Genomic DNA, 17,410 nt, shown 5'->3' with positions numbered 1-17,410 from the left:
GTTAGTAATTTCCACAGCTTCCGACGGCGAGGGATTGCTCGCTGCAACGTTTACCGTTAGGTAACGCGCACATGCCGATACTGGAACCGTCGAGCTGTCTGGCCACAGAAAGCGACCCGCCAATCATGGCGCAATTAGCCTGCCCTGAATTGGACATCGCGGCTCTCATCCCTGGTGAAACGTGTGCGGCGGTAGCCTGCTGAACGGGCTCACTGCTGCACGCTGACAATAATAATGCAGCACACCCCACGAAAAACGCTGCTCGCATGTGTCTCTCTCCGTAGCAAAATAATTAGCAAACCTATGCATCATAGGCATCACAAGCCGGTCCGTCGAGAGAGGGAACGCGCATTTATGCGCTCCAGAAACATTTTCTGTCAATTTTTATGACCAGAATCATCTGATGCGGGTCACTGACCCGTATCAAGGACACAAAAGCAAAAATGATTCAGCCTGACGTTTGCTAGACTTTATAAGAAATCATCCCCAGTAACGTCGCGGATTTTTGTTGGCTTTACGACGTACAGAATGATGTTTATCAGGTTCGCGGATTTTTCCCCGAGCGTCTTTTTGCGCAATGTAAGGTGTTCTCAATGATCACAGTTGATGGTAATGGCGCAGTCGCCAGCGTGGCATTTCGCACCAGCGAAGTTATCGCGATTTACCCCATTACACCCAGTTCCACGATGGCTGAACAGGCCGACGCCTGGGCAGGCAACGGCCTGAAAAACGTATGGGGCGATACGCCCCGCGTGGTAGAGATGCAGTCCGAAGCCGGGGCCATCGGTGCGGTGCACGGCGCATTGCAGACCGGTGCCCTCTCCACCTCTTTCACGTCATCGCAGGGATTACTGCTGATGATCCCAACCTTGTACAAACTGGCCGGTCAGTTAACGCCGTTTGTGCTGCACGTCGCCGCGCGTACCGTGGCCACACACGCGCTCTCAATTTTTGGCGATCACTCTGACGTGATGGCCGTCCGCCAGACCGGTTGCGCGATGCTGTGCGCCGGTAGCGTACAGGAAGCACAGGATTTCGCGCTGATTTCCCATGTCTCCACGCTCAAGAGCCGCATTCCGTTTATTCATTTCTTCGATGGTTTCCGGACGTCGCACGAAATTAACAAGATTGTGCCGCTGGCCGACGACACCATTCGTGGGATGATGCCGGAAGACGAGATTGCCGCGCACCGCGCCCGGGCGCTGAACCCGGAACATCCGGTTATCCGTGGCACATCCGCCAACCCGGACACCTATTTCCAGTCTCGTGAAGCCACTAACCCGTGGTACAACGCTGTTTACGAGCACGTCGAGCAAACCATGCGCGACTTCGCCGAAGTGACCGGGCGTGATTACAAACCGTTTGAATACTACGGCCACCCGCAGGCGGAACGCGTCATCGTTATTATGGGTTCCGCCATCGGCACCTGCGAAGAAGTGGTTGATGAACTGCTGGCGCGCGGTGAAAAAGTGGGCGTGCTGAAAGTGCGACTTTATCGTCCTTTCTCGGCGCAACATCTGTTACAGGTGCTGCCGGATAGCGCACGTAGCGTGGCGGTGCTCGATCGCACCAAAGAACCCGGCGCACAGGCCGAGCCGCTCTATCTCGACGTGATGACCGCGCTGGCGGAAGCCTTTAATCAGGGCGAGCGCGAAACACTACCGCGCGTCATCGGTGGCCGCTACGGTCTTTCCTCGAAGGAGTTCGGCCCGGAATGCGTGCTGGCCATCTTCAGCGAGCTCTCGCAGGCAAAACCAAAACCGCGCTTCACCGTCGGCATTTATGACGACGTCACGAACCTGTCGCTGGCGCTGCCAGAAAACAGTCTGCCGTCACGCGCGAAGCTGGAAGCCCTCTTCTACGGGCTCGGCAGCGACGGCAGCGTTTCTGCAACCAAAAATAATATTAAGATTATCGGTAACTCGACGCCGTGGTTTGCGCAGGGTTATTTCGTCTATGACTCAAAAAAAGCCGGCGGTCTGACCGTGTCGCATTTGCGCGTCAGCGAGGAGCCGATTCGCTCAGCATACCTGGTGGCTCAGGCCGATTTCGTCGGCTGCCACCAGCTACAGTTTATTGATAAGTACCAGATGGCGGAACGCCTCAAACCTGGCGGTATTTTCCTGCTCAATACGCCGTATCACGCGGATGAAGTATGGACGCGTCTGCCGCAGGAAGTACAGGCGGTACTGAATCAGAAAAAAGCACGTTTCTATGTGATTAACGCCGCGAAAATCGCCCGTGAATGCGGCCTGGCAGCGCGTATTAACACGGTGATGCAGATGGCGTTCTTCCATCTGACGCAAATCCTGCCTGGCGATAGCGCGCTTATGGAATTGCAGGGCGCGATTGCCAAAAGCTACAGCAGCAAAGGCCAGGATCTGGTTGAGCGTAACTGGCAGGCGCTGGCGCTGGCCCGCGAATCGCTGTTTGCCGTGCCGCTGGAGCCGGTTGTCGCCAGCAGCCCGAACCGCCCACCGGTCGTTTCCGACGCCGCACCTGATTTTGTGAAAACCGTCACCGCCGCGATGCTGGCGGGCCTGGGCGACGCCCTGCCCGTCTCTGCGCTGCCACCAGATGGCACCTGGCCTGTAGGCACCACTAAATGGGAAAAACGCAACATTGCCGAAGAGATCCCCATCTGGAAAGAGGAACTCTGTACCCAGTGCAACCACTGCGTCGCCGCCTGCCCTCACTCAGCAATCCGCGCCAAAGTGGTGTCGCCGGAAGCGATGGATAACGCCCCTGCTTCTCTGCACTCGCTGGATGTGAAATCCCGCGATATGCGCGGTCAGAAATATGTTCTGCAAGTCGCGCCGGAAGATTGCACCGGCTGTAATTTGTGCGTCGAAGTTTGCCCGGCCAAAGACCGACAGAACCCGGACATCAAAGCCATCAATATGATGTCGCGCCTGGAACATGTGGAAGAAGAGAAAGTGAACTATGACTTCTTCCTCGGCCTGCCGGAAATCGACCGCAGCAAACTGGAACGTATCGATATCCGTACTTCGCAGTTGATCACCCCGCTGTTCGAGTACTCTGGTGCCTGTTCCGGCTGCGGCGAGACACCGTATATCAAGTTACTGACCCAGCTTTACGGCGACCGCATGCTGATTGCCAACGCCACCGGCTGTTCCTCAATTTATGGCGGGAACCTGCCTTCTACGCCGTATACCACCGATATTAATGGTCGCGGTCCGGCATGGGCGAACTCACTGTTTGAGGATAACGCCGAATTCGGTCTTGGTTTCCGCCTGACGGTCGATCAGCATCGCCAGCGCGTGATGCGTCTGCTGGACGGCTTTGCAGAACACATTCCGGCAGAACTGAATGAGGCGCTGCACGCTGACGCCACGCCGGAAGTCCGCCGGGAACAGGTCGCACAGCTTCGCGCGGCGCTGGTAAATGTCGAGGGCGCACACGAGCTGCTGACGGACGCCGATGCGCTGGTCGAGAAATCGGTCTGGCTGATTGGCGGTGATGGCTGGGCCTACGATATTGGCTTTGGCGGTCTGGATCACGTGATGAGTCTGACCGAGAACGTCAATATTCTGGTGCTGGATACCCAATGTTACTCCAACACCGGCGGCCAGGCCTCGAAAGCCACCCCGCTCGGCGCAGTCACAAAATTTGGCGAGCATGGGAAGCGTAAAGCACGCAAAGACCTTGGCGTAAGCATGATGATGTACGGACATGTGTACGTGGCGCAAATTTCGCTGGGCGCGCAGCTTAACCAGACGGTGAAAGCGATACAGGAAGCGGAATCGTATCCAGGGCCGTCGTTGATTATCGCCTACAGCCCGTGTGAAGAGCACGGTTACGACCTGGCACTCAGCCACGATCAGATGCGTCAGCTAACCGCATCCGGCTTCTGGCCGTTATTCCGTTTCGACCCGCGTCGTGCCGATGAAGGGAAAATCCCGCTGATGCTGGATTCTCGCCCGCCGTCAGCAGCGCTGGACGAAACGCTGATGAACGAACAGCGCTTCCGCCGTCTTAATACGCAGCAACCGGAAGTGGCGGAGCAGCTCTGGAAAGATGCGGCGGAAGATCTGCAAAAACGCTATGACTTCCTTGCGATGCTGGCCGGGAAAGCAGAAAAACCAACCGCTGGGGAATAAGTTGTTGCTCAATCAGTAGAAAAAAAGCCCGAATTGTTATTCGGGCTTGTCTTTTATAAAGACGAAAATAAAAACGGCACACGTCAATAAAACAGTGTGTGACAATAAAGGCATATAACGGCGGCATCTTACTGCGAAAATATCGCCTTGTATAATTTTTATTTTATATATATTTGCTGAATATATTCACCACAATTATCATCATTTCACAGGAATTATATTCTTGAGATTTTACTTATTCCGTAACAATTGTTTTTTACCATCTCTTCTTTGACTCAATTAGCATGCGTGAGTTCCCTAACGGGAATCGAGTGTATAAAAACAATCTAAAGGAATAATTAAATGAAAAGAAAAGTACTGGCCCTTGTCATCCCTGCACTGCTTTGCGCAGGCGCCGCTCACGCAGCAGAAATTTATAACAAAGATGGCAACAAATTAGATCTTTACGGTAAAGTGGATGGTCTGCATTATTTCTCTGATGATACCAGCAGCGATGGCGACATGAGCTATGTGCGTATCGGTTTTAAAGGCGAAACACAGATTAGCGACACGCTGATTGGCTACGGTCAGTGGGAATATAACATCCAGGCGAACAATACTGAGTCCAGCAGCGATCAGTCATGGACGCGTCTGGCTTTCGCGGGCCTGAAGTTTGGCGAGTACGGTTCCTTCGATTATGGCCGTAACTATGGTGTCCTGTACGACATTGAAGGCTGGACCGATATGCTGCCGGAATTCGGCGGCGACTCGTACACCAAAGCAGATAACTTTATGACAGGCCGTGCTAACGGCGTGGCAACCTATCGCAACAGCGACTTCTTTGGTCTGGTGGATGGCCTGAACTTTGCGCTGCAGTACCAGGGTGCGAATGAAAATCAGGCATCTGATGAGAGCCAGGGTTGGGACCAGGAAGGCACAGGTAACAGCAACGGACGTAACATGAAGAATTCCAACGGTGACGGCTTCGGTCTCTCGACCACCTACGACACCGGTATGGGGGTCACCCTGGGTGCCGCGTACACCAGTTCTGATCGTACGAACGAGCAGGTCAACAACTCCACAGCAGGCGGCGATAAAGCTGATGCCTGGACGCTGGGGGCGAAGTACGATGCTAACAACATCTATCTGGCAACCATGTACGCGGAAACGCGCAATATGACACCGTTCGGTAATGAGTTCGACAATACTATCGCTAACAAAACGCAGAACTTCGAAGTGACGGCTCAATACCAGTTCGATTTTGGCCTGCGCCCGTCCCTCTCTTTCCTGATGTCCAAGGGTATCGATCTGCAAGCGACAAACGGCGTAAATGTGGGTGATAAAGATCTGGTGAAATATGCTGAAGTAGGTATGACCTACTTCTTTAACAAAAATATGTCCACCTACGTTGATTATAAAATCAACCTGCTGGACGAAGACGATGCATTCTACAACAACAACGGTATTTCTACCGATGACGTTGTCAGTGTCGGTCTGGTATATCAGTTCTAAGCGTTATCGCCCGCTGGCAACGGCGGGCATTTCCTAAACCCGGAACACTTCAAACCATCCCATCCGTTTTTCTTCATCTTTTTGTGGGTTATATTTTTATCACACCACAGGAGGTGCACAATGAAAAACATTGAATCATATCTTCAGATTATGAAAAAGCTCTGGCAGCGGGAGCCAAAAATTAAAAATTCCTTTTTGGTCTATTATTTAACCCCAGAGCAACGCTATGAACGTTTAAAAGAGCTCATGGCGCCGATCAGCCAAAAATAGAATATATTCAGGATATAAATACAATGAGGGCAATCGTGGCGAGCCCGTTTTTATCCGACTCGCCAACCAGGCCTTATTGTACTTCAGAGACGTTGTTTATTTCGCCTTTAAAACCGGTCTTCGCAATTGCCGCGAGCAGTCGCTGATTATCAAAGTTGTCAGGAACAGTTACCAGCGCCTGACGAGTCTTCAACGACGCTTTGGCTTTAATCACACCATCGGTGCTACGCAACGCCTGATTTATGGAAATCACGCACAACGAACAGTTCATTTCACCGACATCGATGGTCACCAGCTTGTCACCCGCCCAGCTCAGGGGCGCGGCCAGCAGCAACGCGATACACAGTAGCTTTTTCATTCCATCATCTCCCAAATCCAGGGCAACACGTACGGATACGTGAGCAGAGCCAGCACCAGCGGAACCGACAGCCAGTACAGCCACACCAGTACCCGACGGCTCACCACGTTCACGCAGATGGGCTTCGGCGACAGATATAAACGCCAGAAACCGCGCGCCATCAGACCGAGCGACAGCAGTAACATAGGGATCTGTAACCAGGTTGCGCCAGGAATACCGATAAGCCCCGCCGCAGAGATACCAAATACCAGATACAACAGCGGCCCGATGCAGCACAGCGTTGACGCTCCGGCGGCGATAACCGCCGCCAGAAGCGTAACCAGCCCGCCCTTAATGCTGTTCGACGCTGACATAGTCATAGCTGAAAAGCGCAGGATCGTAGAAGTTCAGCGGGTCGCCGTCCACTTCCGCATACGGGTAGCCAAGGTTGTTAATGTCACCCTGTTCAGACGCCGGGAACAGCGCGAAATCGCGTGCGTGGTTAAAGCCGACCCAGTTCATCTCCCAGTTGCCGAAGAGATAGTCGTTAACCGCTTTCACCGCCGGGTCACCGTTTTCTTTTTTCTCGGTGAGGCGCATTTTTGTCACATCCGCCGGGTCCGCAGGCACCCAACCAAAACCCGCCAGCCAGAACATCGCGCGGCAGTGCTGCCCCCCGCTCACTTTCGCTACACCCTGAGCATCCGCGCTGCCAAAGGCTTTTTTGGAATAGCTATCAAGCTTAATGGTTGAGCCCAGACGAATACCAAACATCTCACGCGCCGGAATACCGACCGCGCGGCACAGCGCGACAAACACGGAGTTAATATCGGTACATTTTCCGCCGAGTTTATTGGTTTTCAGAATCTCACCGACGTCACCGGTACCGCAGCCAATCACCGCATCGTCACGATGCATATGGGTGCTGACCCAGTCATGAATCAGGCGAGCCTGTTTTATCGGTGCTTTTTCCTTACCGATGATCTTCAGCGCGGTCTCTTTCACCAGACCATCAACCGGAATATGGGCTGTCGGCTGCAGGAACGGTTTAATTTCATCCGGAATTACGGCATCGCTTTCAGGTAACTGCCAGTCCGCCAGTTTATTCTCTTTAAGCACTTCCCAGTCGCGTGTTTCAATGGTCATTTCGACTTTAATATCCAGCGCACCTTTCGAATCAGCCCAGGTCACAAACAACATTTTTGCGCCATAGCGGTTGTTGGCATTGAGCGTTGCTTTCTGATAGTTACCACTGAAGGAGAGATCGAGTAACTGTTGGAAGGCGGTATCTTCTGGCACCGGGATCCACAAATTCACCAGCCCTTCAGACCCTTTCGGCGCTTTCAGGCTATAGGTTTGCGTCATCACGAAACGACGGGCTTTGCCTGAGGAGACAACAGCAGGTTGAGCAACCTGTTTACTTTCGGAGAAGACCGGGCTGACAAGACCCAGCGTGGAGAGTGCGGCTGCGCTTTTTAGAAAATTACGCCGTTCCATTACAATTCCTTCAGTCACGAGTAAAAGCTCGAACTTAACCCCGCACCTGCGGAGGTCGGCGTTATTATGCGGCGACACGGTCCACTCGACAACATCCAGTTTCACGCATAACGCGTTAATGGCCTTAAAATACAAAAAAGACCCGCCGAAGCGAGCCTTATCAATTACGAATGCTTTAGCTTTTACTTAAAGACTTCTGCAACGGCTTCAAAGTTCGGGCCATGCTCACGCGCCGCGATAATCACGTAATATTTTCCGCCTTTCTTATCCGCCAGCTCGGACAGTTTTTTGTGCAGATCGGACGGAGAAGAAACCTGTCCATTGGTTGCGCCTACTGAAACGTTACCGATGTATTCCAGTTTAAAGTGATGGGCTTCATCCTTGGAAATCAGGTCTGCTGCAGAAGTACTAAATGCCACCATAGATAACGCAGCCATTGTCCCTAACAATACTTTTTTCATCGCATACTCTCCTGTTAACGTTTTGTCTTAGCCTGTAACAGTATAAGCCATTTTTGAGATATTCAATGAAAAGAAGAAACATTTAATCTGTATAACCAAAACGCACCTTACATTTACCTGCAAGGATAACCCTATACATTTCAAGACAAAACAGGCTCCTCCTCTTTCTATAAAAGAAGAGTCGAAATGCTCGAGTAATCAATAATGTCGAGACTTATTGCACTGTTCTCTGCCGCGTCCAGGCCTTGATAGCAATACTCCGTAACAATTGAAACGCTGTTCCTTTTTACCCAGCCATATAAAATAACAGTTAGTGACTATTAGAATCCAAATAACACTAAAACTTGATCATTACGACATCAATTATAATTATTAGAACTCAACACAATATACGAGGAAGAAATGGAGTTACATGATGAATTTTATGGTTTTTTTGAAAGAGTAAGGCATAACCTGGACTTTATTTCTCTGTCATCGGATTTACGCCGTAACAACATCTCTCATTACATCTATTTTGTTGCGACGGGTAATATTAAACTCATTACCTGTACTGATTCGTATATCTCCTTAAAAAATCATCGGCGCCTGGTGAAGGTAAATGGTTGTTCCTGTAGCGAATTAACACGTGAGGCAGCCAGACGAATTTTCTCAGGGGAATCTACTTATGAGCAATTTTATACTGAGCTGGCTCATGCAGGCGTGTTCAAATGGGTCGTGGACCTGCACAGCCTGACTCGTAGTTATTGGTCAAAAGACAATTATCTATTACACAGTGAGAACATTTTATCGCCCGTCTCTCAGAGTGAAGCTGTCGCATGATTGCGGATTAACCATCGCCCCAACACCATCATTATTAGCCTGGGTCTGGTTCGCAGGCTGATTCACAGCCCCATGAGCTGTCGCCGTCAGGCAACGCCACTGCAAAACATGCTGGCATTCGTCGCCGTAATCCGTACCATACACGCCACACAGTCGTAAGCTAACTCAGGCTAGCCTATGCTTAGCGGACGTTTCCGCGTATGCATCGCGCTCCTTTCGATTTTTGAGTAATCATTAAATGCAACAGAATCAAGACATTAGTAAAAAAGAGCAATACAACCTCAACAAATTGCAAAAGCGCCTGCGTCGTAACGTCGGTGAAGCCATTGCTGACTACAACATGATTGAAGATGGCGACCGCATTATGGTTTGCCTCTCCGGCGGTAAAGACAGCTATACCATGCTGGAAATTTTGCGCAATCTGCAACAAAGCGCACCGATTAGCTTTAGCCTGGTGGCGGTAAACCTCGACCAGAAGCAACCAGGATTCCCGGAGCACATTTTGCCGGAGTATCTGGAGACACTGGGCGTCGAGTACAAGATTGTTGAAGAAAATACCTACGGCATCGTGAAAGAGAAGATCCCGGAAGGCAAAACCACCTGCTCGCTCTGCTCACGTCTGCGTCGCGGGATCCTTTACCGTACGGCGACTGAACTGGGTGCGACCAAAATCGCCCTCGGCCATCACCGTGACGATATCTTACAGACTCTGTTCCTGAACATGTTCTACGGCGGGAAAATGAAAGGGATGCCGCCGAAACTGATGAGCGACGATGGCAAACATATTGTCATCCGACCGCTGGCCTACTGCCGCGAGAAGGACATTGAGCGCTTCTCTGAAGCCAAAGCCTTCCCGATAATCCCTTGCAACCTGTGCGGCTCACAGCCCAACCTGCAACGTCAGGTTATCGGCGATATGCTGCGCGACTGGGATAAGCGTTATCCAGGCCGCATTGAGACCATGTTCAGCGCCATGCAAAACGTGGTGCCATCACATCTGTGTGACACCGAACTGTTCGATTTCAAAGGAATTACGCACGGTTCTGAAGTGGTTAACGGCGGCGATCTGGCGTTTGACCGGGAAGAGATGCCGTTACAACCGGCGGGTTGGCAGCCTGAAGAGGACGATGCACAGCTTGATGAGCTGCGTCTGAATGTGGTTGAAGTAAAATAAACGCATGCGTCAGGCCGACAATCGGGTCGGCCTGACTAAAGCATTACTTCAGCAGTCTGACGCGACACGCCTTCCCTTTAATCTTCCCTTTCTGCAACTGCTTCCATGCCTGGTGAGCGACTTTCTCGCGCACGGCAACATAAACATGCGCCGGATGCACATCAATCTTGCCGATATCCGCACCCACTAAACCCATATCGCCGGTTAACGCGCCCAGCACATCTCCCGCGCGCATCTTAGCCTTTTTGCCACCGTCGATGCACAGAGTCGCCATTTCCGGCGTCAGCGGCGCAATGCGGCTTTGAGACGGTTCCGGCATCCAGTTCAGCTTCAGTTGCAGCATTTCGGCCAGAATATTCGCGCGCTGCGCTTCTTCAGGCGCGCAGAAGCTGATCGCCAGGCCGCTGTTCCCCGCGCGCGCGGTACGACCGATACGGTGTACGTGCACTTCAGGATCCCATGCCAGCTCGTAGTTCACCACCAGTTCCAGAGATTTAATATCCAGACCACGCGCAGCGACATCGGTTGCTACCAGAACGCGTGCACTGCCGTTAGCAAAACGCACCAGCGTTTGATCGCGGTCGCGCTGTTCAAGGTCGCCATGCAGCGCCAGCGTGCTTTGACCTGCGGCATTGAGCTCTTCAAATACCGCCTGACAATCTTTTTTGGTATTACAGAACACGACGCATGACGCAGGCTGATGCTGGGTCAGCAGTTTTTGCAGCAGGGCAATTTTGCCATGGCGGGGAACATCGAAAAATTGCTGTTCGATAGCAGGCAGCGCATCCACGCTGTCGATTTCAATGGTGACGGGATCACGCTGAACGCGGCCACTGATCGCGGCGATAGCCTCCGGCCAGGTGGCGGAAAACAGCAGCGTCTGACGGCTGGCTGGTGCGAAGCGAATCACTTCATCAATGGCGTCGCTGAAGCCCATATCCAGCATGCGGTCAGCTTCATCCATCACCAGCGTTTGCAGATTCTCCAGTGAAACCGTGCCCTTTTGCAGGTGATCCAGCAAACGGCCCGGCGTGGCGACAATAATGTGCGGCGCGTGCTGGAGGGAATCGCGCTGCGCGCCAAACGGCTGGCCGCCACACAAGGTCAGCACTTTAATATTCGGCAGGTAGCGCGCCAGACGGCGGATCTCACCGGCCACCTGATCGGCTAACTCGCGCGTTGGACACAGCACCAGCGATTGCGTCTGAAAACGCCCGGCGTCGATATGCTGCAACAGGCCCAACCCGAATGCCGCCGTCTTCCCACTCCCGGTTTTCGCCTGTACGCGGACATCTTTCCCGGCGAGCACCGCGGGCAGCGCAGCTTCCTGAACAGGGGTCATAGAGAGGTAGCCCAGATCGTTAAGGTTGTCGATCTGGGCGGTGGGCAGTGCATTCAGTGTTGAAAAAGCGGTCACAATATTTTCTCGCGGTAAAAGGCTATCGTCAGCAGGCGCGTATCCTCGCAGATCTGCGCGTCTGATGCGACAATTTAATCGGTTCTTCGTCCGGTGGCGGGTCCGGCATTGGCTGCGGACGCGGGATGGGATCTCGCCCCGGAGGCGGCTCTACCGGAATGGGATCGGTCGGAACCGAATGAATGTGAAGGTATGCGTCGAGTCGTAATACCTGGTACATCATCTTCCCCTCTAAAAATCAGGTTGGTTCTTTAAGGGTAGATGCCGCAGGAATTCAGGCAAAAAAAAGCCGACTATTCAAGCCGGCGTCGTACGAATCAATTGTGCTATGCAGTAATTCAAAAAAAGGAAGTAAGACAATATGGAGCGCAACGCCCATCGCTTGACGTTGCATTCACCTGCGAGAGAGATATTGCCCTGATTGGGGGTATCGTTTATTGACCTCGCTCAATTTAATTGCCGTTTTTGTGTTCAATTACTGTTAAAAAGGTTAATTTTTACAGCCATTTACTGCGATGTAACCACCAGGTAACACCACCGACGAGTACCAGCAGCATGATACAAAAGGAGTAGAAGCCTAAATGCCATTCGCCGCCGGGTATCCCCCCCAGGTTGACACCGAATAAACCGGTTAAAAACGTGGTGGGTAAAAACACCATCGCCATCAGCGACATGGTATAGGTTCGACGAGAAAGGGATTCCTGCATCACCTGGGCGATTTCATCGGTCATGACTGCCGTACGCGCGATACAGGCGTCAATTTCGTCCAGCCCACGCCCCAGGCGATCGGCGATATCCTGCATACGGCGGCGATGATCGTCCGTCATCCACGGCAGACGTTCGCTGGCAAGTCTGGCGTAAACATCGCGCTGGGGGGCCATGTAGCGACGCATCACGATGAGTTGTTTACGCAGCAGCGCTAAAAAACCGCGCGGGGGGATTTGTTGCTCCAGCAGGTTATCTTCCAGATCGATGATTTTATCGTGCAGTTGCTCAATAAATTCGCTGGCGTGATCGGTCAACGCGTCACAGACATCCACCAGCCAGCCGCCGCAGTCTGCTGGCCCGCTCCCTTCTTCAAGATCGCTAATCACATCGTCCAGCGCCAGCACCTTGCGTTGACGCGTGGAGACAATGAGCCGCTCATCCATATAAAGACGCATCGCCACCAGTTGATCGGGGCGTTCATCGGTGCTGCCGTTGATACAGCGCAGCGTAATCAACGTGCCCTCGCCCATCCGACTCACGCGCGGGCGCAGGCTTTCACCGGACAGCGCATCGCGCACGGTATTTGGCAGCAGTGGCGTCGACGCCAGCCATTGCGCGCTATCCGGGTTGGTGTAATTCAGATGCAGCCAGCATGGATTTTCTTTGGTGATCACATCGCTCGCCTCGAGCGGCTTTACCCCACCCTTGCCATCGAGTATCCATGCGAACACAGCATCCGGTACATTAAGATCCGATCCCTTTATGGCTTCCACTTTACCTCCACTGACAACTCGCCCTTCTGCTAGTCTAGCCATCTGCCCCGGTTACGCAATCACTCCTGCGTCCATCACGCTGAAATTGCTCATAAAAGCATCCATATCCGTCCAATAAAGCATTTTAATGAAAAAGCACTATTGCCAATGCTCAGGCTTCGGCTACACGCAAGAATATATTTTTACATAATCTTATGAGGATCACATATTCAATAAAATTAAATAACACCCAACAAATTAAACAACATCATCGTTATGGGTATTTTAAAATAAATTATCTGCGCCCTTTTAGTTTAACGCGATTCAGCAATACTTATTTCAGTTAAATACCGTCAATCCGTTAAAAAGCCGTGATCTATCATGTTATTTCTGTAGCTTATTTCAGATTATTCCTGATAGATTAATTCCAAAATCTAAGAAATGTGGATGACATGATGCTGCATGTTTCGTGGGACCCGGTTCTGGTTGGCATTTCATTTCTGGTGGCGTTCATCGCATCTTTCGTGGCCCTTGATAGCGCAGGGAAAATTGCTGCATCCAATAAAAATGCGGCTATGTTCTGGCGCGTCTCAGGTGGCGCAACCTTAGGCATTGGCATCTGGTCTATGCATTTCATCGGCATGCTGGCGATGAAAATGCCGATGGAGATGAGCTATCACCTGGAATTAACCCTGCTCTCGCTGCTGGCCGCGATTCTGGCGGCCACCCTGGCGATTAACATTGCCGTTGCCGGGCCGACGTTATCGCCAAAGCGGCTGGCGCTCGCGACCGTGTTACTCAGTAGCGGCGTTGTCACGATGCACTACGTCGGCATGGCAGCGCTGATGATGCATGACGGCATTATCTGGAATATCCCACGAATTATCATCTCCGTGGTGATTGCGGTTATTGCCTCCTGCGTGGGTCTATGGCTGGCCTTCAGCTTGCGGTTGAACAGCAAGCGCGTGCTGCTCTGTCGTATCGCTGCAGCGATGGTAATGGGGATCGCCATTGCCGCGATGCACTACACCGGGATGAGCGCCGCCACATTTTCAAGCCACGCTCATATGATGGCAAACCACGTTCATCAGGTTGGCGAAGAAGGGCTTTCGGTCTGGGTTTCTGCCATCACGTTACTGCTATTGGGCACGATGCTGGTGATTTCGATGGTAGATTCGCAAATGCGCACCACCCGCCTGACCGAAAACCTGCAACAGTTGAATAAGCAGCTCGAACAACAGGCACGCTATGACGGGCTGACGGGGCTGGCGAATCGTAGCCAGATCGACATGCGGCTTCTAGCTTGCCTGCAACAGGCGCGGCTTACCGGCGCTGAGTTTGGCCTGGTGTTGATGGATCTCGACCGTTTCAAGTTGATTAACGACGCATGGGGCCACCATGTCGGTGACAACCTACTGGTTTCCGTTGCCAATCGGCTGAGTACCTGCCTGCCTCCCAAAATGACGCTTGCCCGCATTGGCGGCGATGAGTTTATTCTGCTGGCGCCTCATAGCACCGAATCTGAAATGGCGGAACTGTGTAATCGCATGGTTGAGAGTATTCGTCGGCCTTTTTATCACTCCGGTCAAATCCTGCAAATCTCCCTGAGCGCGGGCATCAGTATGTATCCTGCTGACGGTGATTCTCCACAAGAACTCAAACTGTGCGCGGACACCGCGATGTATCATGTCAAACGCAATGGGCGTAACGGCTGGGCAGTCTATGGTGATGCAATGCTCGATAGCTCGTGGCAAGGGGCACATCTGTTACAGGACCTAACGCAGGCGCTGGAACGTAATCAGTTTGAGCTGTGGTATCAGCCCAAATATCACGTTCAGGAAAATCGCATTTACGGTTTCGAGGCGTTGCTGCGCTGGCGTCATCCCAAAAAAGGGATTTTACTGCCGAGTGTGTTTTTACCGACCTTGCAAAATACCGGTTTAATTCTTCCGGTGGGCAACTGGGCAATCGACCAGGCCTGCAAGCAATTGCGTCAGTGGAGCAAAGAGGGTCATGATGACTGGACGCTTTCCATTAATATTTCGGCTAACCAGTTCGAACAGCAGAATATCTACGAATTACTGTGCAATACGCTTTCACGATATCATCTTTCACCGCTTCGGCTAACCATTGAATTAACCGAAACGACAGCCATGCGCGGTCTCGATCGCAGCTTACAAATATTCCACGACTTCAATCGTATTGGCCTGACCGTATCCATCGATAACTTTGGGACCGGCTATTCCAATATGTTGTTGTTACAAAACCTGCCCGCCCGGGAGTTGAAAATAGACCGAAGCTTTATGAAGGATATTCGTGATGACAGTAAAAATGTGAAAATTGTCTCATCAATTATTCATATCGCGCATTCAATGAATATGAATGTAGTGGCAGAAGGCATTGAGACGGAAGAACAACAGCGTTTGCTGACGCAACTGGGATGCGATGCTTTGCAGGGCTCGCTGTTCTCTGAGCCGGTACCGCCACAGGATATTGATGCGGCATTAAACCGAATGCCGTTTAATATCACCACCACGAGCAGCGTTGCGCCGCCTATTCCCATTCGACGAAATATGATGAAGCATGCGTAAAAACCCCTGACGCACAGCAGTGCGTCAGGGGGTGAGCGTAAACTTAGTGCTTCACAATATACATTGTACGGGTATACGCCACATCTTCCGGGTTCTCAATAGGGTAACCCTTCAGCCACGGTTTAATTAAACGGCCATTGGTATACTGATAAATCGGCGCAATAGGGGCTTTCTCAGCAAGAATTTTCTCTGCTTCGTTGTAATCGGCATTCCGCGCTTTTTCAGTGTTCTCAAGCGTAGCCTGATTCACCACCTTGTCATACGCCGGATTGCTGAAACGGGAGATATTCCCGGTATTGTTCGACGTTAACAGCGACAGGAAGGTTGACGGTTCGTTATAGTCGCCCACCCAGGATGCGCGGATCACATCGAAATTGCCGGTATTGCGGCTGTCGATATAGGTTTTCCACTCCTGATTTTGCAGCTTCACATCTACACCCAGGTTTTTCTTCCACATTGATGCCACCGCAATCGCAATCTTCTGGTGGTTTTCCGAGGTGTTATACAGCAGCGTCAAATTCAACGGTCGATTCGGGCCATAGCCAGCCGCCTGCAATAAGGTTTTCGCCTGGGCATTCAGCTCCGCCTGGCTGCTCTGCTCCATTTGCGTTGGCTCGGCTTTAAATCCTGCGGTGACATCCGGCGTAAAGTGCCATGCCGGTTTCTCGCCGGTACCCAGCACCTTCTCCGCAATAATGCGACGGTCGATGGTCATGCTCAGTGCTAAACGGACGCGCGCATCCGCCGTCGGCCCTTTCTGGGTATTGAAAGCATAATAATACGTACCGAGCTGTGCCGGGGTATAGACCTGTCCCGGAATGTCCTTCAGCAGTTTCTTATACAGGTTTTTCGGGAAGGACTCGGTGATATCAATATCCCCGGCCAGATAACGTTTCGTGGCCGACGATTCCTGATTGATCGGTAAGAAGGTGACTTTTTTAATCACCGTCTTAGCGTTATCCCAGTAATGAACGTTGGGTGTTGCCACCAGTTTTTCATTCACCACACGGTCGGCCAGTACGTATGCGCCATTGCCAATCAGCTTGCCTGGACGCGTCCAGTTTTTATCGCTTTCAACATTGGCTTTTTGCACCGGATAGAGCGAGAAATTGGCCGTCAAATTCACAAACCACGGCAGCGGTTTATCTAACTGGATACGCAAGGTGTGCGCATCGACTGCTGTCACGCCCAGGGTTTCCGGCTTCGCTTTACCATCAATAATCGCCTGGGCGTTATTAATGCCGGCAAGCGCCGCAAACCAGGCAAACGGTGAGGTGGTTTTAGGATCAACCAGACGCTGCCAGCTATAGACAAAGTCCTCAGCAGTGACAGGTGTACCGTCGGACCATTTTGCGTTGTTACGCAACGTGAAGGTCCAGATTTTATGGTCATTACTCTGCCAGCGCGTCGCAACGCCGGGAACAATGTTCCCTTTTTCATCCTGGTTAACCAGCCCTTCGAAGAGGTCACGGATCACCTGGATTTCCGGCAGGCCTACCGCTTTTGCCGGGTCCAGAGACGCAGGCTCATCTTTAATGTGACGAACCAGCTCCTGCTTCGCTGCCAGCGCCGTCCCGGCGGGTACATCTGCCGCCAGGGCAACAGAACTCAGACTACTGAGCCATAACGCACAGCACGACAACGTGAAAGGATACTTCATGACATCCCCTTAATAAGCCAACTTGATGAAAATATTATTTGTTTCAGGCGTCTTAAATGCAAACGGCTTATCACATAAAATTGATATAACGAATGTTTTTCTGATTCGGAAA

15 protein-coding genes are annotated in these 17,410 nt (G+C 51.9%); 6 read left to right on the top strand and 9 right to left on the bottom strand.

What is annotated here, in order from left to right; all coding sequences use genetic code 11:
• Position 1 precedes the first annotated feature (1 nt).
• A complete protein-coding gene (locus ACWWFX_RS16410) occupies positions 2 to 268 on the bottom strand; it encodes a putative hemolysin (protein WP_015964583.1) in 267 nt (88 codons plus the stop codon).
• Positions 269 to 593: 325 nt separating this feature from the next.
• Between ACWWFX_RS16410 and nifJ the strand changes: the two genes are divergently transcribed.
• From nifJ to ACWWFX_RS16395, 3 genes are all read left to right on the top strand, one after another.
• Complete coding sequence (nifJ, locus tag ACWWFX_RS16405) at positions 594 to 4,121, top strand: pyruvate:ferredoxin (flavodoxin) oxidoreductase (RefSeq protein WP_473224269.1); 3,528 nt, start codon at positions 594 to 596, stop codon at positions 4,119 to 4,121.
• A gap of 342 nt (positions 4,122 to 4,463) precedes the next feature.
• Positions 4,464 to 5,612, top strand: a complete 1,149-nt coding sequence (ompC, locus tag ACWWFX_RS16400) for a porin OmpC (RefSeq protein ID WP_473224268.1) — start codon at positions 4,464 to 4,466, stop codon at positions 5,610 to 5,612.
• Positions 5,613 to 5,732: 120 nt separating this feature from the next.
• A complete protein-coding gene (locus tag ACWWFX_RS16395) occupies positions 5,733 to 5,882 on the top strand; it encodes a hypothetical protein (RefSeq protein WP_276221506.1) in 150 nt (49 codons plus the stop codon).
• Between the two features lie 73 nt (positions 5,883 to 5,955).
• On the opposite strand, the gene ACWWFX_RS16390 is transcribed toward ACWWFX_RS16395, so the two are convergent.
• From ACWWFX_RS16390 to ACWWFX_RS16375, 4 genes are all read right to left on the bottom strand, one after another.
• Positions 5,956 to 6,240 carry a heavy-metal-associated domain-containing protein gene (locus ACWWFX_RS16390; protein WP_456145464.1) on the bottom strand — a complete coding sequence of 95 codons (285 nt, stop codon included), beginning with the start codon at positions 6,238 to 6,240 and terminating at the stop codon, positions 5,956 to 5,958.
• Positions 6,237 to 6,593, bottom strand: coding sequence for a hypothetical protein (locus tag ACWWFX_RS16385; RefSeq protein WP_253897632.1), 357 nt, complete (start codon positions 6,591 to 6,593; stop codon positions 6,237 to 6,239). Before ACWWFX_RS16385 ends, ACWWFX_RS16390 begins: the two co-directional genes overlap by 4 nt.
• Positions 6,571 to 7,716: a transglutaminase-like domain-containing protein gene (locus ACWWFX_RS16380; RefSeq protein ID WP_276221512.1), complete on the bottom strand. Its 1,146-nt coding sequence runs from the start codon at positions 7,714 to 7,716 to the stop codon at positions 6,571 to 6,573. The genes ACWWFX_RS16385 and ACWWFX_RS16380 overlap by 23 nt, the downstream gene beginning before the upstream one ends.
• Positions 7,717 to 7,898: 182 nt before the next feature.
• Positions 7,899 to 8,177: a YdgH/BhsA/McbA family protein gene (locus ACWWFX_RS16375; RefSeq protein ID WP_015964590.1), complete on the bottom strand. Its 279-nt coding sequence runs from the start codon at positions 8,175 to 8,177 to the stop codon at positions 7,899 to 7,901.
• A 402-nt stretch (positions 8,178 to 8,579) separates the two neighbouring features.
• Between ACWWFX_RS16375 and ACWWFX_RS16370 the strand changes: the two genes are divergently transcribed.
• Positions 8,580 to 8,996 (top strand): DUF1398 family protein, encoded by a 417-nt coding sequence (locus tag ACWWFX_RS16370; RefSeq protein WP_276221515.1) that lies wholly within the window; start codon positions 8,580 to 8,582, stop codon positions 8,994 to 8,996.
• 238 nt (positions 8,997 to 9,234) lie between these two features.
• Entirely contained in the window at positions 9,235 to 10,170 is a 936-nt protein-coding gene (gene ttcA, locus ACWWFX_RS16365) for a tRNA 2-thiocytidine(32) synthetase TtcA (protein WP_276221517.1), read from the top strand.
• 43 nt (positions 10,171 to 10,213) lie between these two features.
• Here ttcA and dbpA read toward each other — a convergent pair whose 3' ends face one another.
• The 3 genes from dbpA to zntB form a co-directional block, all read right to left on the bottom strand.
• Positions 10,214 to 11,587: an ATP-dependent RNA helicase DbpA gene (gene dbpA, locus ACWWFX_RS16360; protein WP_456145462.1), complete on the bottom strand. Its 1,374-nt coding sequence runs from the start codon at positions 11,585 to 11,587 to the stop codon at positions 10,214 to 10,216.
• 28 nt (positions 11,588 to 11,615) lie between these two features.
• Positions 11,616 to 11,807: a proline-rich small protein YnaL gene (gene ynaL / locus ACWWFX_RS16355; RefSeq protein ID WP_276221562.1), complete on the bottom strand. Its 192-nt coding sequence runs from the start codon at positions 11,805 to 11,807 to the stop codon at positions 11,616 to 11,618.
• A gap of 277 nt (positions 11,808 to 12,084) precedes the next feature.
• Positions 12,085 to 13,068 (bottom strand): zinc transporter ZntB, encoded by a 984-nt coding sequence (zntB, locus tag ACWWFX_RS16350; RefSeq protein WP_276221564.1) that lies wholly within the window; start codon positions 13,066 to 13,068, stop codon positions 12,085 to 12,087.
• Positions 13,069 to 13,502: 434 nt separating this feature from the next.
• On the opposite strand from zntB, the gene ACWWFX_RS16345 reads away from it, so the two are divergent.
• The gene (locus ACWWFX_RS16345) at positions 13,503 to 15,638 is read left to right on the top strand and encodes a bifunctional diguanylate cyclase/phosphodiesterase (RefSeq protein WP_473224318.1); all 2,136 of its coding nucleotides are present in this window, start codon (positions 13,503 to 13,505) and stop codon (positions 15,636 to 15,638) included.
• Between the two features lie 43 nt (positions 15,639 to 15,681).
• Here ACWWFX_RS16345 and ACWWFX_RS16340 read toward each other — a convergent pair whose 3' ends face one another.
• Positions 15,682 to 17,298, bottom strand: a complete 1,617-nt coding sequence (locus ACWWFX_RS16340) for a peptide ABC transporter substrate-binding protein (RefSeq protein WP_276221521.1) — start codon at positions 17,296 to 17,298, stop codon at positions 15,682 to 15,684.
• Positions 17,299 to 17,410 lie beyond the last annotated feature (112 nt).

The sequence above is a fragment of the Pseudocitrobacter sp. 2023LY-00077 genome, from assembly GCF_055796175.1.
This window is presented reverse-complemented; position numbering and strand designations above follow the sequence as displayed.

What these genes read in the sequence shown, in the direction of transcription:
- ACWWFX_RS16410 (WP_015964583.1), bottom strand. Translation starts at nt 268, where the DNA reads ATGCGAGCAGCGTTTTTCGTGGGGTGTGCTGCATTATTATTGTCAGCG.
- nifJ (WP_473224269.1), top strand. Translation starts at nt 594, where the DNA reads ATGATCACAGTTGATGGTAATGGCGCAGTCGCCAGCGTGGCATTTCGC.
- ompC (WP_473224268.1), top strand. Translation starts at nt 4,464, where the DNA reads ATGAAAAGAAAAGTACTGGCCCTTGTCATCCCTGCACTGCTTTGCGCA.
- ACWWFX_RS16395 (WP_276221506.1), top strand. Translation starts at nt 5,733, where the DNA reads ATGAAAAACATTGAATCATATCTTCAGATTATGAAAAAGCTCTGGCAG.
- ACWWFX_RS16390 (WP_456145464.1), bottom strand. Translation starts at nt 6,240, where the DNA reads ATGAAAAAGCTACTGTGTATCGCGTTGCTGCTGGCCGCGCCCCTGAGC.
- ACWWFX_RS16385 (WP_253897632.1), bottom strand. Translation starts at nt 6,593, where the DNA reads ATGTCAGCGTCGAACAGCATTAAGGGCGGGCTGGTTACGCTTCTGGCG.
- ACWWFX_RS16380 (WP_276221512.1), bottom strand. Translation starts at nt 7,716, where the DNA reads ATGGAACGGCGTAATTTTCTAAAAAGCGCAGCCGCACTCTCCACGCTG.
- ACWWFX_RS16375 (WP_015964590.1), bottom strand. Translation starts at nt 8,177, where the DNA reads ATGAAAAAAGTATTGTTAGGGACAATGGCTGCGTTATCTATGGTGGCA.
- ACWWFX_RS16370 (WP_276221515.1), top strand. Translation starts at nt 8,580, where the DNA reads ATGGAGTTACATGATGAATTTTATGGTTTTTTTGAAAGAGTAAGGCAT.
- ttcA (WP_276221517.1), top strand. Translation starts at nt 9,235, where the DNA reads ATGCAACAGAATCAAGACATTAGTAAAAAAGAGCAATACAACCTCAAC.
- ynaL (WP_276221562.1), bottom strand. Translation starts at nt 11,807, where the DNA reads ATGTACCAGGTATTACGACTCGACGCATACCTTCACATTCATTCGGTT.
- ACWWFX_RS16345 (WP_473224318.1), top strand. Translation starts at nt 13,503, where the DNA reads ATGCTGCATGTTTCGTGGGACCCGGTTCTGGTTGGCATTTCATTTCTG.
- ACWWFX_RS16340 (WP_276221521.1), bottom strand. Translation starts at nt 17,298, where the DNA reads ATGAAGTATCCTTTCACGTTGTCGTGCTGTGCGTTATGGCTCAGTAGT.